Here is a 15,041-nt window from a genome sequence, read left to right as displayed (position 1 = left end):
CGATCCGAACAGCAGGCCGCCCGCCAAGGAGGTGGTGATTTTCGATGTTTCGTTCCCGCATCCGCCGTCGCGGCTCCTCGGTCAGACGCTGCGCCACTTGACCGCACCCTGCTCGGCCCTTCCCAGCTTGGCCGACCCGTCCTTTACGGCCGCGCCCCAAGGGGCCCGGACGGCCCGGTCGCGTCGGTGCCACGCATCACCCCGCATCAGTTCACCACGAACTCTGCATGCAGCGCCCCGGCCGCGTGCACGGCCTTCAGGATATCGATCAACTCTCGCGGCCTCACGCCCAAGGCATTCAGCCCGGCCACCACGTCGGACAGAGAGGACTCCCCGCTCACCTCGGCAAAGCCGATCCCCGGCTCCTGCGTGATCTCCGCATCGGTCCGCGGCACGATCACCGTCTCCCCTTCGGCAAACGGATTCGGTTGCGAGACGACCGGGGTTTCCCGCACCCGCAGCGTCAGGTTGCCCTGCGAGACCGCGACGCGGGAAATCCGCACATCCTCCCCCATGACGATCGTCCCTGACCGGTGATCGACCACGACGCGGGCACGGGATTCGGGCTCTACCGTGATATTCTCGATCCGTCCGGCAAGCCGCGCCGGATTCACCGTTCCCAGGCTGCTCGGATCGATAGCGATCGTGCCGGCATCCAGCAACTCGGCCACGCGCGCGCCCAGATCGGCGTTGATCGCCGCCTCGATCCGCGCCGCAGTGGTGAAATCCGCCGTCCGAAGCGCCAGCCGGAAGCCGGTCATCGTCGAGAAATCAAAGCTCACCTCACGCTCTACCCTGGCCCCCGAGGGAATGGAGCCGGCCGTCGGAACACCCTGGACGACCCTCGCCGCCTCACCCTCGGCTGCCACGCCGCCCGCGATGACCGAACCCTGCGCCACCGCATAGACCGACCCGTCCGCGGCGTTCAGCGGCGTCAGGATCAGCGTTCCGCCGAGCAGGCTTTTGGCATCCCCGATGGCCGCGACATTCACGTCGATCTGACCTCCGGCACGGGCAAAAGGCGGCAACGACGCCGTGACCAGAACGGCCGCGACGTTCTTCGGCCGAAAGCTCTCGCCCGAGACATTGACGCCCAGCCGCTCCAGCATGCCGCCGAGCATTTCTTCGGTGTAGGGAGTGTTCCGCAGACTGTCGCCGGTGCCGTTCAGCCCGACGACGAGGCCATAGCCGACAAGGTCGTTGCCCCGTACGCCGTCAACCGTGACCAGATCCTTGATCCGCACGGGCGCCGAATGGGCCAGCGACGGAAGGCAGAGCATCGCCAGCGCCAGCAATCGCCACAGCATCGCCATCACAGGTACTCCGCCAGCGAAAGTCGGCTGAGCCTTGCCGTCAGTGCATAAAGGCTTTCAAGCCGCCCCTGCGCCTCGGTCAGGGCGGTCGCGGTCTCGTAGGGATCGGCCGAGACCAGCTTGCTCTGCATGATCTTCAGGCTGGATATCTCGGCGCCGTTGCGGGTGGCGGCCTGCTCCACCGTCGCCTGCGCGACGCCGACCGCCGCCTGCATTTTCGTCAGTTCCATCCCCCCAGCGACCATCCGTTCGCCCGCGGCCCCGATCAGCAGGGCGGCGGCACCCTCTCCGAAGGCGGCCGGTGGATCGCCTGCGAGAGCCGCGATCGCGAGGCCCTTCATGATGTCCCGCAGCCCTGCGGCAGAGGCATCCACGGGATTTCCGATCTTCGTGCCGGGCGAAATGGGGACCCCGGTTCCGCCAGCCACGCCGTGATAGGCCTGGTCCAGGAGCCCGCCCGCCCCTGCGGGCGCAGCGAACCAGGCGTCGAGTGCCGCGATCGCCTGACCGGCGGTCGGCTGAGCGGCAGCTATCGCGCGGGCGCTGGCGAGTATGTCCGTCGCGGGCGAGATCGGCGGCACATCGACCGACGCCCCCGACAGCAGGTAGCGGCCGCCAACGCTCACGTTCAGCGCGCCGACCACGGTCTCCATGCCCGCTGCAGCCTGGCGAGCGGCCAGCGACAGGGTGGCGGGATTGCCCGCGAGCCCGTGCCCGATGAAGGCTGCGCCGAAATCCTGGACCACGGTCTCGATCCCCGAGAACGCGGTCTGAACCGCCTGCAGATCGTTGCCGATGAGCGTGGCATTGTTCGACAGCGCCTCCAGCGCCGTCAGCTGCGAGCCCATGAACGCCAAGGCGCCCCTATCGCCCCGCTGGGCCGCAGCGAGGTCGTGGCGCTGTCCGGTCGTGATCTCATGCGTCAGGGCGGCCATCTGCCCCTTCAACTCCTGGTTCGCGCGGCGCAGCTGGACGGCACGGGACAGATCGGCGGTGGTCAGGGAAATGCTCATGTAAGCCCCAGGATGTTGAGCAGCATGTCGTCCACCGCCTTCAGCACCTTGGCGTTGGCGGCATAGGCCCGTTCCAGATTCAGCAGGTTTTCGAGTTCGCGGTCGGTGTCCACGCCGTCGCGCCCAAGCAGGTCTGAAAGGGCGTCATGTTCGGCTGTGGCGCGGGACTGGTCAGCCTCGGCGCCAAGCCGCTGCCGCGCCGCGCGCGAGGACAGGTCGGCCGCGAAGCTCTGAGCGGAACGCGGCGCGGTGGCCAGCGGATCGCCGGTCGGGAGGCGCGACTGGGCGAGGGCGCCGGACAGCCGATCCAGCATGCCTGCGTTGCCGACCGAGCCTGGCACCGCTGCACCCATGCCGTCGCGCAGGCGCCACAGCGCCCCGCCCGCGTTCGGGTCGGCCAGCATGTTCAACTTGATCCGGCTGGCAAAACCGGGAAGCGCCGCATCCGGCACCCCGCCCTGATCGGTAAACAGGCCAGGCTGGGCGGTCAGCGAAGGATCGACGGCCGGATCCGCGGCGCGTTGCGCCAGATCGAGCGCGAACCGGTCCAGATCGGACTGCAGGTCCGGGGCGGACTGGTCCCGGACCGTGAAGTTTGCCGCCAGCCGCCCGCCAGCGAACATCGCCATCTGCCCTGCGCTCAGTTCGGCTCCATCGACGATCAGTCGGCTCAGGGGATTGCCCGCCGACATTCCCGCCATGATGTGAGCTGTCGGTTGAAAGCCGATGGGCAGCGGCTTCGTGCCGTCCAGCAGCAGGGCGCCGCCCTTGGTCACGAGGGCGATCCTGCCGTTCTCGCGCGGCAGTTCCTGCAGTGGCACGATCTCGGAAAGCCCGGAGATCAGGGCCTGCCGGTGGTCCATCAGCGCGGTGGCATCGTCCCCTTGCGCGACATGGACGGCGATGCGGCGGTTGAGATCGGCGACCTGCTCCAGCCCGCTGCTCAGCCTTGCGACATCGTGGCCGATCGCTTTGTCGGCGGCCGTTCGGCTGTCTTGGAGGCGATCCCCCAGCTGGTTCAGCTGGGTCGTCAGGGCGCCGGCGGTGGACAGGACGGCGGCCAGCTTCGCCTCGTTCTCAGGCCGGGCGGCCGCGCCGAGCAGGGCAGCCTCGAAATCGGCGAGCGTCGCCGTCAGCGAACCGGGCGCGCCCGGCGTGCCGATGGCCTGCTCGATGTCGCGGGCGAAGCTGGTCAGCACTGCGGCGCCTGAGGCGCTGGCAGCCGAGATCCGGTGCTGGGCGAGAACCGACTGCTGCACCACGCGGGCGACCGAATCGATCTGGACGCCGCCGCCAGTGGCGATATGGGGCCGTGGCGAAAGCTGGATTTCGCGCCGCGCGTAACCCGGCGTCTGTGCGTTGGCGATGTTCGCGGCGACCACCTCGGTGCCGCGGGCGGCATAGGCCAGCCCGGACATGGCGTTCGACAGGGCGTTCGACAGGCTCATTCCGGTGGCCCTCCCCTAACCGGCGCCTCAGCGCTTGATGTTGGTGGTTTCCTGCAGCATCTCATCGACCGTCTGGATGACCTTGGCGTTCGACGAGTAGGCGCGCTGCGTCTGGATCAGGTCGGTCAACTCGGCCGCCACGTCGGTCGTGGAGCCTTCGCGAGCATAGCCGACGACCGCGCCGGTGGGTCCGTCACCCGCGTCCCACAGGAAGAACGAGCCGGAACTGGGCGAGACCTGGTAGGTCTGGTTGTTCAGGGCGATCAGACCGTTGGGGTTCGGCACATCAACCAGCGGGATCTGATAGATCGTGCGGATGAAGCCGGTGTCGTAGGTGGCGCGCATGAAGCCGTTCTCGTCCACCTCGACGGAGGTGAGATTGCCGACCGGCGATCCGTCCTTGGTGATATTCACCGGCTTGAAGCTGTCTGCCAATTGGGTAAGGCCGTTGGCGTCGCCGGGGCGGCCGATCCGCACAGTCATCGGGCCTCCGGCGACCTCGAGGTCAAGCTCGCCGGTCAGGGCATTATACGCGCCGCCGGAAAGCATCGCGACCGAGGCAAGGCGACCGCCCATCTCCTGGCTGTCATTGAAGGTCAGCGTATAACTGCCGATCAGGTCCGCGCCGGGCGGCGAGGCGGAATCGCGGATCTCCATTGTCCACTGATTCGACATCTGGCCGGGCACCGTCGAGGGGACAGGCGTGAAGGTGATGTCGAGCGATTCCGAGGTGCCGAGATTGCCGAAATACTCGACCTTGGTCGACATCGACTCGCCGGTCGCGCCTTCGCGCGTCGCAAGCGCGGGCAGGTTGATGCCGAGGCTCATCACCGTGGTCGGGTCGGCCGAAGTCTGGTTGGCGTTCAGCACGATCGGTTGCAGGTTGCCGACCGCGTCACGGGTGTTGGTCGGGATGGTGCCGTCGGAGTTGGCCGGCCAGCCCATCAGCACGAGGCCCGATTCGGTCTTCAATACCCCTTCCGCGTCGGGACGGAACGAGCCGGTCGAGGTCATCATCATGGGCCGCTCGCCGAGATTCTGCCCCATCAGCACCGAGGGGATCACCGGCAGCATGCCGCGCCCCGAGATCGCCAGATCCAACGGATGCGCCGAGGAGACGAGCGCCCCCTTTTCGTCGATCAGCCGCGAGGTCATCGCCCGGACGCCGCCCGCCGAATAGACGCCCGCGCCGCGGGTCTGGTTGACGACCATGCCTTCGAATTCGGTGTTCACCCGCTTGTATCCGTAGGTGCCCGAGTTCGCGATGTTGTCCGAAATGCCGGCAAGTCGCGTTGCGTTGGCGGCCAGTCCGGCGACGCCGGCGTTCAGGGACGAAGAGATCGACATGAAGTCACCCGTGTTGAGTCGCGTTGCGCAAGGTTGAGCTGAAAGCCCTTAAGATCCGCCTAACGGCGGTGCATTCGGTCATCTGAGAAGGATCACCTCGATCCGGTTGTTGGCGGGATCGAGAGGGTTGGAATTGCGGTGACGATGATCGGCATGCGCGGTCACACGCTGGATGCGGCCGCGATCCATCCCGCCCCCTTCCAGCAGGCCGCGGACCGTGTGGGCGCGGGCGTCGGACAGCGCCCACACGGGCGAGACGACCATCATCTCGGGGAAGCTGCGGACATGGCCGGAGACCGCGACATCGTTGCGGACATGGGACAGCACCTGCGCCACGATCCGCGCCAGATCGGCCAGCGCCTGTGTCGGCTGCGCCGTATCGTCCACGAACAGCGGCGCCCCGGCCAGATCGCCAAGCTCGATCACCAGCCCCTCGTCGGTCATCCGCGTGACGACATGGCGCAGCAGGTTCACCCGCTGCATCGATTCGGCGCCGCTGCCGGTCAGTCGGTCCTGCACATGCCGCGCAATCTCGGCGAAATCGCCGCTTGCCGCCGTGGCCTCTGCCGTGGGGTCGGTCTCTCCGGGATCGATGCCGGTCGTGCCGCCGTTCGGGGTCTGCATGATCGTCGGATCGAAGTAATCCGCGAGGCCCTGCTTCTGCTTTTCGGTCGTGGCGTTCAGCAGCCACATCATCAGGAAGAACGCCATCATCGCCGTCACGAAATCGGCATAGGCCACCTTCCATGCGCCGCCGTGATGACCCGCGGCGGGGGCTTCCGTCCCGCGCCTGATGATGATCGTCGATCCCTTGGCAGCCATGCGCCCGCCTTTCCCGATAACACTCGGGACCGGCTTAGCACCCCTGCCCTGAAGACGCGGTTAACAGGTCAAATGCCGCGCATTTCCGCCGCCATCAGCGACGCCGCCTTTTCCGCGATCATGATCGTCGGCGCGTTGGTGTTGCCTGAGGTGATCGTGGGCATGATCGAGGCGTCCACCACGCGCAGCCCCTCGACCCCGCGCACCCGCAGGGCGGGATCGACGACCGAGCCGGGATCGGCCCCCATCCGCGCCGTGCCCACCGGGTGGAAGATGGTCGAGCCGATGCGCCCCGCCGCCTCGGCCAGCGCCGCGTCGTCGTCGGGGCCGGGGCCGGGCTTGAACTCCTCGGGGCGATAGCGGGACAGCGGCTCCTGCGCCATGATCTCGCGCGTCAGGCGGATCGCGCGGGCCGCCGTCGCGCGGTCGCCGGGGGTCGAGAGGTAGTTCGGCGCGATCCGGGGCGCGGCCATCGCATCGGGCGAGGTGATCCGCACATGACCCCGGCTTTCCGGGCGCAGGTGGCAGACGCTGGCGGTGATCGCCGGGAAGCCGTGCAGGGGCTGGCCGAACGCCTCAAGGCTCAGCGGCTGGACATGCCATTCCAGATCCGGCGTCGCCACGTCCGGCGACGATTTGGCGAAGGCGCCGAGCTGACTGGGCGCCATGCTCATCGGGCCGGTGCGGCGCAGCAGGTATTCCGCGCCGATCATCCCCTTGCCCCACCAGCGCCGCGCGAGCTGGTTCAGCGTCCGCGCGCCCGTCACCTTCCACGCGCAACGGATCTGAAGGTGGTCCTGAAGGTTCTCGCCCACAGGCGCATCGCGCAGGACGGGGATGCCCATGTCCTGCAGCAGCGCGCCGGGGCCGATGCCGGACAGCTGCAATATCTGCGGAGTGCCGATCGCCCCTGCCGACAGCACGACCTGTCCGGCGCGCAGGGTCTCGACCGCGCCGTCCGCGAACAGCTCCAGCCCGGTCGCGCGGTTTCCGTCGAAGACCACGCGGCGAACCTGCCTGCCGGTCAGCACCGTCAGGTTCGGCCGCCGCATCGCCGGGCGCAGGAAGGCGCGGGCGGCGGAGACGCGCAGACCGCCCTTCTGGCTGACCTTGAAATAGCCGACGCCCTCGTTGTCGCCGGTGTTGAAGTCGTCCACGCAGGGGATGCCCGCGGCCTCGGCCGCCTTGGCCCAGTCGTCGAGGATGTCCCAGCGCAGGCGCTGCCGCTCGATCCGCCAGGGGCCGCCCGCGCCGTGATGCTCCGAGGGGCCGTCGAAGTAATCCTCGGACTTGCGGAACAGCGGCAGGACATCGTCCCAGCCCCAGCCGGTGCAGCCCATCTGCCGCCAGCCGTCATAGTCCGCCGCCTGCCCGCGCAGATACAGCATCCCGTTGATGGAACTGCACCCGCCGAGCACCCGCCCCCGCGGATAGAGAAGCTGCCGCCCGTTGAGTCTAGGTTCCGGCGCGGTCCTGTACATCCAGTCGGTGCGGGGATTGCCGATGCAGTAGAGATAGCCGATCGGGACGTGAATCCAGTGATAGTTGTCGCGGCCGCCCGCCTCGACCAGCGCGACCCGCACGCGCGGGTTCTCGGACAGGCGCGCGGCCAGCACACAGCCGGCGCTGCCAGCGCCCGCGATCACGACGTCGAACTCCATCCCCTGCTCCCCTTCGGCTGCAGGCGCGATGGTAGCAGGGGGCAGCGCCCGCACAAGCGCACCGAAATGCCGCACTCCGGCAGGCCGGAACCGGGGGAAAGGCGGCGCGGGCTTGTGCGGGCGGCAGCGCGGTCTATCTTGGCGCCATGCTGCACGAGGGCCATTACGACCTGACGACCGGCGCGGGGCTGCTCGCCTGTCCGCGCTGCGACGCGCTGCACGTCGAGGAGGACCTGCGCGCCGGGGAAACCGCCCGCTGCGTGCGCTGCCGCACCGTGCTGGCCCGCCCGCACGAGGGCGCCTTCACCCAGATCGTGGCGCTGTCCTTCACGCAGGTCGTGCTGATGGTCGCGGCGGTGTTCTTTCCGTTTCTGGAAATCTCGCGCATGGGGATCGGCAACGCGACCTCGCTGTTCGGGGTGGCGCTGGCGTTCTCGCACGGGTGGCTGCTGCCGCTGACGGCGGCGGTGGTGGCGTTCATCGTCGGCCTGCCGGTGCTGCGGGCCTTGCTGCTGATCTATGTGCTGGCGCCGATGGCGCGGGGGGGCCGCCCCGCCCCGCGCGCGGCGAGCGCCTTCCGCATGTCCGAAATGCTGCGCCCCTGGTCGATGGCCGAGATCTTCGTCATCGGCACCGCCATCGCGCTGGTCAAGCTGGGCGGGCTTGCCACCGTGCGTATGGGACCGGCCTTCTGGGCGTTCTGCGCGCTGATCCTCGTGGGCGTGGCCAGCCGCGTCTTCACCTGCTCCGCCACGATCTGGGACGCGTTGGAGGATGGCGGCGCGCGCACCGACGGGCGCGAGGTCGTGCCCGCGGCCCCGCCGCAGCCTGCCGACGGGCCCCGCGGATGAGATCGCCGCGCCGCGCCCATGACGCCGCCGCGCCGGACGAGGTGGAAAGCGCCGCGCCGGTGATGACCGCGCACCGCGCCGGGCTGGTCGGCTGCCGATCCTGCGGGCGGGCATGGCCCGAAGGGACGAAAAGCTGCGCGCGCTGCGGCGCCGCGCTGCGCACGCCGGACCGCAAGGGGTTGCAGGCGGTCTGGGCGTGGATGGCGGCGGGCATCATCTTCTATATCCCGGCCAACCTGCTGCCGATGCTGCGGACGGAAAGCTTCGCCGGGCTGGCCGGCTCGGCCGAAGCGACGATCCTGGGCGGCGTCGTGCAACTGATCCAGCACGGAAGCTGGGGCGTGGCGGCAATCGTCTTCGCCGCGTCGGTCGTGGTGCCGCTGGGAAAGTTCATCGCCATTGCCTGGCTCGCGCGGGTGGCGGGGCGTCCGGCGACGCATGAGGCCGCCCATACCCGGCTGCGCGTCTATGAGGTGGTCGAGTTCATCGGCCGCTGGTCGATGATCGACGTGTTCGTCGTCGCGATCCTGTCAGCGCTGGTGCAGCTGGGCTTCGTCGCCACCATCCATCCCGGCCCCGCGGCGGTGTGCTTTGCCCTGTCGGTTGCGTTCACCATGCTTTCCGCGCAAAGCTTCGACCCGCGATTGATCTGGCGCGGGCTGCCGCTGCGCGACCGCAGGGACAGGACCACCACCGGATGACCGACACGCCGCCCGACCAGACGCCCCCCGGTTCCGCGGGGCGGCCCGAGGACGGCGCAAAGCCCCTCAGACCCGCCAGCCCGGTCCGGCGCACCGCCGCGCGGGCGGCGCGGGCCAGCGTCTCGCTGATCTGGCTGGTGCCCGTCGCCGCGCTGCTGATCACCCTTGGGCTGGCTTGGAACGCCTATAGCGGGCGCGGCACGCAGGTTACGGTCGCCTTCACCGACGCGACGGGCATCACCCCCGGCGAGACCCAGCTGCGTTTCCGCGCGATCCCCGTGGGCGAGGTCGAGGCGGTGCGCTTCACCCCCGACCTGCAACAGGTGCTGGTCGATATCCGCGTCGCCACCGATGTGGCGCAATATATCGACGACGAGGCGCAGTTCTGGATCGTCCGGCCGCAGGTGACGACGCAGGGCATCTCGCGGCTGGACACGGTGCTGACGGGTGCCTTCATCGAAGGCTCGTGGGACGCCGATCCCGGCCCCGCCACCGACGAGGTGCATCAGGGCCTCGACCGCCCGCCGCTCACGCGCAGCAACGAACAGGGCACCTGGGTGCTGCTGGCGGGCGACACCGCCAAGGGCATGAGCGAGGGCGCCCCCATCTATTTCCGCGGCCTGCCGGTCGGGCGGATGCAGAACCTGCGCCTTGCCGACCGGGACGAGCGGGTGCTGGCCGATGTCTTCATCGAAAGCCCGCACGACCAGCGGCTGACCTCGGCCACGGTGTTCTGGGACATCTCGGGGTTCAGCGTCGGGCTGGGGCCGCAGGGGGTGCAGCTGAACGTCACCTCCGTCACCTCGCTGCTGCAGGGCGGGGCCGAGTTCGCGACCATCGCCTCGGGCGGGCAGCCGGTCGAGACGGGGCATGTGTTCCAGCTTTATCCCGACCGCGAGACGGCGCAGAATCAGCTTTTCGCCGGCTCGCCGCAGGACGAGCTGCGCCTGACCCTGCTGCTGCCCGACGCCGTGCGCGGCCTGACCGAAGGCGCCGACGTGCAGTTCCAGGGGCTGACCGTGGGGCGGGTCACGAACCTTGCCGTGCGGGTGGCGGACCAGCCGGGCGGCGAGCCGGGGCAGGTGATGCAGGACATCACCATCGCCGTTTCGCCCCAGCGGATGGGGTTGGACGAGGGCGCGGGCCCCGAGGATGCGCTGGCCTTCCTGTCCGCCGCCGTCGCGGACGGGCTGCGGGCGCGCGTCACCGGCGCGGGCTTCTTCGGCACCTCGCTGATGATCGAGCTGGTGGAACTGCCGGACGCCCCCCCCGCGCAGATCGTCGCGGCCGAACCTCATCCGGTGATGCCCGCCGCGCCCGCCGACCTGTCCGACATCTCGGACACGGCGCAGGGCTTCATGACCCGGATCGGCAACCTCAAGCTTGAGGAGCTGCTGAAATCCGCGACCGACATGATGGACAGCGTGACCGCTATCGCCAGCTCGCAGGATACCCGCGCGATCCCGCAATCGCTGCGCCGCACCATCGACGAGGCGCAGGTGACGATGACCGAGCTTCGCACCGCCGCGCAGGAGCTTCGCGCCTCGGGCGCGGCGGCCAATATCGGCATCGCGAGCGAGCAGGCGAGCCAGCTTGCGACCAAGCTGAACGAGGCCGCGGACCGCGTGCCGGGAATCGTCGAGTCGCTGGAGACCGCCACGACCTCGGTCAGCGCGGTGGATTTCGCGGCGATCGGGGCCGAGTTGCAGGCCGCGCTGCGGGATGTGCGGGCCGTGATCGGCTCGGACGCGGCGCGGCAGTTGCCGGGCGCGTTGACCTCCGCCGCAAGCAACTTCGGCACGGCGGCCGAGGATATCGGCGTCATCACCGCCGAACTGCGTGCCGCCCAGGCCGGATTGCGGCTTTCGCAGGCGCTGGACGACGCCTCCGCCGCCTTCCGGGCGGTCGAGGATGCCGCCGCCGAGATGCCCGAGATGGTGGACAGCGTCTATGACGCCGCCGAATCCTTCGACGAGATCGACTTCCTCGCCCTCAGTCTGGAGGCGCAGGGGCTGATAACCGACCTGCGGATCATGCTGGGCTCGGAAGATGCCGCCGCGCTGCCGAGGAATCTCTCGGACACGCTGGAGGCGGCATCGGGCCTGCTGAACGATCTGCGCGACGGCAATGCGGCGGGCAGTCTCAACGCGGCGCTGGAGTCCGCGCGCGTCGCGATGGACCAGATCGCCACCGCCGCGAACACCCTGCCCGCCCTGTCGCAGCGCTTCCAGCAGCTTGCGGCGCGGGGCGAGGCGGTGCTGTCCTCCTATGGCGGCGGCGGCGCATTCCAGGCCGAGATCATCAACACGCTGCGCGGGCTGCGCCGCGCGGCGGACGCCTTCGGCAGCCTGTCGCAGACCATCGAGCGCAACCCCCGCGCCTTCATCATGGGACGATAACCATGCGCCATGCCCTGCCTTTCCTGCTGATCGCCGCGGCCGCGCTGGCCGGCTGCTCGAACCCCGAAAAGACCGAGCGTTACCTGATCGACCCGCCGCCGCCGCAAGCGACCGTCGGCAACAAGCTCGGCACGGCCGAGCTGCGCGACGTGTCGCTGCCGGAATATGCCGCCTCGGGCGAGGTGGCGTGGCAGACGGCGGACGGCGCGGTGCGGTCGAACACCCGCCAGCTTTGGGCGGACAATCCCGAGCGGGCCTTCACCCTGACGCTGGCCCGCGCGATCACCCAGACCTCGGGCGCGACGGTCATCGCCGAGCCGTGGCCGCTGGCCGAGCCGCCCCGCAGGCGCGTCGAGGTCCGGGTGGAAACGGCGCTGGCGCAGCTGAACGGGGTCTATCGGCTGAAGGGCAGCTACTACGTGTCGAACGACGCATCGGGGGGAACGAACCACGCGCGCGGCTTCGACATCCAGGTGCCGCTGCCGGTGGTCGAGCGTTCGGCATGGAGCGCCCTGCCCGGCCGTAACGGCCGCATGGACCCGCCGCCCCCGTCCGCCATCGCGGCGGCCCAGAACCGCGCCATCGCCCAGCTTGCCACGCAGATCGCCGTGCTGGGCGGGCCGGGCGACACCGTCGCCACCAGCGCCGCAAGCGATTCCTTCTTCTCGCTTCCGCCGTTGGAGCCGTTCCCGGCACTCGATCCGCTGCCCGCCGGCGACGATCCGGCAAGCTGACCCTCAGCCGGGCTCGGGCTCGAACGAGCCGAAGCGGCCCGCCGCGAAGACCAGCGGGTGATCGTCGGGGCCGCCGACCGTCACGCGGGCGACCTGCCCGATGATGACGGTGTGGTCCCCGCCCGGATGGACGCTGTGGCGCAGGCAGTCGAACCGCGCCGCGACGCCGGGGATGACCGGGGCGCCTTCGTCGTTCAACTCGTCGCCCAACCCCTCGAACCCCTGCCCGCCACGGGTGAAGCGCAGGCACAGGTCCAGCTGCTCGGCCCCCAGCACATGCACGGCGAAGCTTTCCGCCTGCACGAACGCCTCGTGCCGGGACGAGCTTCGCGCCGGGCACCACAGCACCAGAGGCGGATCCAGCGAGACGCTGGTGAAGCTGTTGACCGTCATTCCCATCGGCCCGCGCGGCCCCATGATCGTGACCACGGTCACGCCGGTTGCGAACCGCCCCAGCGCCTGCCGCAGGATTCGCGCCTCGGCCGTTTGCGGGTGAAAGGTGATCGCGTCGGCGATCCGGTCCAGCGATTCAGGGGGCAAACGGCTCATGCGACCTCCTCTCCGTCGTCGGGCCCGCCTTTCAGCGCGGCGGTGATCTGGCGATGCAGCCTCGGCCCGGCGACGACCAGCCCCGGAACCTTCGCCGGGCCGGTGTTGAAGCGCATCGCGTGCCCGCGCATGTCGGTGACGGCGCAGCCCGCCTGCGCGGCGATCAGGCTGGCGGCCGCGATGTCCCATTCCCAGCAGGGCTGCACCGACAGCGCCGCGTCGAACCGCCCTTCGCCGGCAAGGCACAGCCGCCAGGCGAGCGAGGGGCGGAACTCGCGCTTGAACCCCGGCACCGCGCCCCCGCGCCACAGCGACGGCTGCATCGAGGCGCGGCTGGTCAGCACCCGCGCGCCCTTGATCCGCACATCGGTCGGTCCCATCGGCTTGTCGTTGAGGGTGGCGGGTGCGTCGATGCTGGCCGCATAGACCAGATCGCGCGCGGGCAGATAGACGACGCCCGCCGTCACGCGGCCATCATCCACCACGGCGAGCGAGTGGGAGAACCCGTCCTGCCCGTCCATGAACGCCCGCGTGCCGTCGATCGGATCGATGATGAAGCAGCGCACGGCGTCCTGCCGGTCCGCCGAATCGGCGCTTTCCTCGCTGAGCCAGCCATAATCGGGGCGGGCGCTTCGCAGCACCTCCTCCAGATGCTCGTTGACCGCCAGATCCGCCTCGGTCACGGGGCCGAGGGTGCCGCCCTTGTCCCATGCGCGGGGCGACTGCCGCCAGAAGCGCATGGCGATGGGGCCGGCGTCCAGCGCCGCGCGGATCAGCAAGGGCAGGTCAGTTGCCGGCAAGCGTCAGCCCCTCGACCAGAAGGCTGGGCACCTGATGGGTGCGCCATTCGGGAAGGTCGTCGGCGGCGGTCAGGCGCATCAGCATCTCGCGCAGGTTGCCCGCGATGGTGCATTCATTGACCGGATAGGCGATCTGCCCGCCCTCGACCCAGAAGCCCGAGGCCCCGCGCGAATAATCCCCGGTGGTGGCGTTGATCGACGCGCCGAGGAACGAGGTCACGATCAGCCCGCGCCCCATGTCGCGGATCAGTTGCTCGGGGCTGGCCGTGCCGGGCGTCAGCCGCGTGTTCGACACGCCCGGCGACGGCGGCGACGAGGTGCCGCGCACGGCGTTGGCGGTCGATTCCATCCCCAGCTTGTTGGCGGTGGCGAGGTCCAGCGTCCAGCCCTGCAACACGCCGTTCCTGACGATGGCGCGGGGGCGGGTCGGCAGCCCCTCGGCGTCGTGCGGGCGGCTGGCGCTGTAGCGGGGGCGGCGGGGGTCTTCGTCCAGATCGAATCCCTCGGGCAGCACCTGCTCGCCCAGGGCATCGCGCAGCCATGTCGCGCCGCGGGCCACGGCCGAGCCATTCGCGGCCGACAGAAGATGCCCGATCAGCCCGCCCGCGACGCGCTGGTCGAACAGCACCGGAACCGCGCCGGTCGGCGGCTTGCGGGCGCCCGCGCGGGCGACGGTGCGCTGGCCGGCGAGCAGGCCGATCTCCTCGGGCGGGGGCATGTCCTCGGCCCAGACGCGGCCCTCGCCGGCCCAGTCCCGCTCCATCGCGGTGCCCTCGCCGGTGATCGCCACGGCCGAGACGGAGTGCGAGCTGCGCCCGTAGCCGTTCGCAAAACCGTTGCTGGTCGCCAGATACATGTCCCGCCGCAGGAACGACGCACCGGCGACGTCGATCATCCGCGCGCCGTTCACCGACAGCGCCGCCGCCTCGGCCCGCAGCGCCGAGTCCTGCAACGCCTCGGGCGTGGGAGGCGCGGCGGTTTCCATCAGTTGCAGATCGCCCTCGTGGCTTTGCGCGAACTCGCCCGGCTGCGCGAGCGCGAGCGCGTCGTCCACCGGCGCCTCGCGGGCCATCGCCACGGCGCGTTCGGCCATCTCGCGCATCGTATCGCGCGACAGTTCGCTGGCGGACACGCAGGCCTGCCGCCCGCCGATGAGGACGCGCAGGCCGATCTCGGTCCCGTCGGCGCGTTCGGCATGTTCCAGCGCCCCGCCCCGCACCTCGACCGACAGGGACGAGGCCGATACCGCGACCGCGTCCGCCTGATCGGCCCCGGCGGCGCGGGCGGCGTCCAGCAGCGCCGCCGCCAGCGACTGAAGATCGGTATCGTCACGCATCAGGGGCCGCCTTCCACGAAAAAGAGGGACCGGGCGGCCTGCCCGGTCCCCCGCAACATCCTTATGG

The 15,041-nt window shown here is 69.9% G+C and carries 13 protein-coding genes; 4 read left to right on the top strand and 9 right to left on the bottom strand.

Features of this window, described 5'->3' with window-relative positions; translation table 11 throughout:
* Positions 1-206: 206 nt before the first annotated feature.
* The 6 genes from KTN05_RS08950 to KTN05_RS08925 all read right to left on the bottom strand — a co-directional run bounded on the left by KTN05_RS08950 (position 207) and on the right by KTN05_RS08925 (position 7,604).
* The gene (locus KTN05_RS08950; protein WP_217329116.1) at positions 207-1,307 is read right to left on the bottom strand and encodes a flagellar basal body P-ring protein FlgI; all 1,101 of its coding nucleotides are present in this window, start codon (positions 1,305-1,307) and stop codon (positions 207-209) included.
* Positions 1,308-1,312: 5 nt separating this feature from the next.
* Positions 1,313-2,326, bottom strand: coding sequence for a flagellin (locus tag KTN05_RS08945; RefSeq protein WP_217329049.1), 1,014 nt, complete (start codon positions 2,324-2,326; stop codon positions 1,313-1,315).
* Complete coding sequence (gene flgK / locus KTN05_RS08940; RefSeq protein ID WP_217329048.1) at positions 2,323-3,774, bottom strand: flagellar hook-associated protein FlgK; 1,452 nt, start codon at positions 3,772-3,774, stop codon at positions 2,323-2,325. The genes KTN05_RS08945 and flgK overlap by 4 nt, the downstream gene beginning before the upstream one ends.
* 27 nt (positions 3,775-3,801) lie before the next feature.
* On the bottom strand, positions 3,802-5,121 hold the full coding sequence (locus KTN05_RS08935) for a flagellar hook protein FlgE (RefSeq protein ID WP_217329047.1): 1,320 nt from the start codon (positions 5,119-5,121) through the stop codon (positions 3,802-3,804).
* Positions 5,122-5,199: 78 nt separating this feature from the next.
* Positions 5,200-5,943, bottom strand: coding sequence for a flagellar motor protein MotB (locus KTN05_RS08930; protein ID WP_217329046.1), 744 nt, complete (start codon positions 5,941-5,943; stop codon positions 5,200-5,202).
* A gap of 68 nt (positions 5,944-6,011) precedes the next feature.
* Entirely contained in the window at positions 6,012-7,604 is a 1,593-nt protein-coding gene (locus KTN05_RS08925) for a GMC family oxidoreductase (protein ID WP_217329045.1), read from the bottom strand.
* Between the two features lie 146 nt (positions 7,605-7,750).
* On the opposite strand from KTN05_RS08925, the gene KTN05_RS08920 reads away from it, so the two are divergent.
* Genes KTN05_RS08920 through KTN05_RS08905 form a run of 4 tightly spaced genes read left to right on the top strand, consistent with a single transcriptional unit; the run spans position 7,751 to position 12,289 of the window.
* Positions 7,751-8,455: a paraquat-inducible protein A gene (locus tag KTN05_RS08920; protein WP_217329044.1), complete on the top strand. Its 705-nt coding sequence runs from the start codon at positions 7,751-7,753 to the stop codon at positions 8,453-8,455.
* On the top strand, positions 8,452-9,156 hold the full coding sequence (locus tag KTN05_RS08915) for a paraquat-inducible protein A (protein WP_217329043.1): 705 nt from the start codon (positions 8,452-8,454) through the stop codon (positions 9,154-9,156). The genes KTN05_RS08920 and KTN05_RS08915 overlap by 4 nt, the downstream gene beginning before the upstream one ends.
* Positions 9,153-11,555 carry an MlaD family protein gene (locus tag KTN05_RS08910; protein WP_217329042.1) on the top strand — a complete coding sequence of 801 codons (2,403 nt, stop codon included), beginning with the start codon at positions 9,153-9,155 and terminating at the stop codon, positions 11,553-11,555. The genes KTN05_RS08915 and KTN05_RS08910 overlap by 4 nt, the downstream gene beginning before the upstream one ends.
* A gap of 2 nt (positions 11,556-11,557) precedes the next feature.
* Positions 11,558-12,289 (top strand): membrane integrity-associated transporter subunit PqiC, encoded by a 732-nt coding sequence (locus KTN05_RS08905; protein WP_254368090.1) that lies wholly within the window; start codon positions 11,558-11,560, stop codon positions 12,287-12,289.
* Between the two features lie 3 nt (positions 12,290-12,292).
* On the opposite strand, the gene KTN05_RS08900 is transcribed toward KTN05_RS08905, so the two are convergent.
* The 3 genes from KTN05_RS08900 to KTN05_RS08890 are packed head-to-tail and all read right to left on the bottom strand — an operon-like array spanning position 12,293 to position 14,974.
* Positions 12,293-12,838, bottom strand: a complete 546-nt coding sequence (locus KTN05_RS08900) for a flavin reductase family protein (RefSeq protein ID WP_217329041.1) — start codon at positions 12,836-12,838, stop codon at positions 12,293-12,295.
* Complete coding sequence (locus tag KTN05_RS08895) at positions 12,835-13,638, bottom strand: 3'(2'),5'-bisphosphate nucleotidase CysQ (protein WP_217329040.1); 804 nt, start codon at positions 13,636-13,638, stop codon at positions 12,835-12,837. The genes KTN05_RS08900 and KTN05_RS08895 overlap by 4 nt, the downstream gene beginning before the upstream one ends.
* Positions 13,625-14,974 (bottom strand): TldD/PmbA family protein, encoded by a 1,350-nt coding sequence (locus KTN05_RS08890; protein ID WP_217329039.1) that lies wholly within the window; start codon positions 14,972-14,974, stop codon positions 13,625-13,627. Before KTN05_RS08890 ends, KTN05_RS08895 begins: the two co-directional genes overlap by 14 nt.
* Positions 14,975-15,041 lie beyond the last annotated feature (67 nt).

The sequence above is a fragment of the Paracoccus sp. Z118 genome, from assembly GCF_019061185.1.
GTDB lineage: Bacteria > Pseudomonadota > Alphaproteobacteria > Rhodobacterales > Rhodobacteraceae > Paracoccus.
This window is presented reverse-complemented; position numbering and strand designations above follow the sequence as displayed.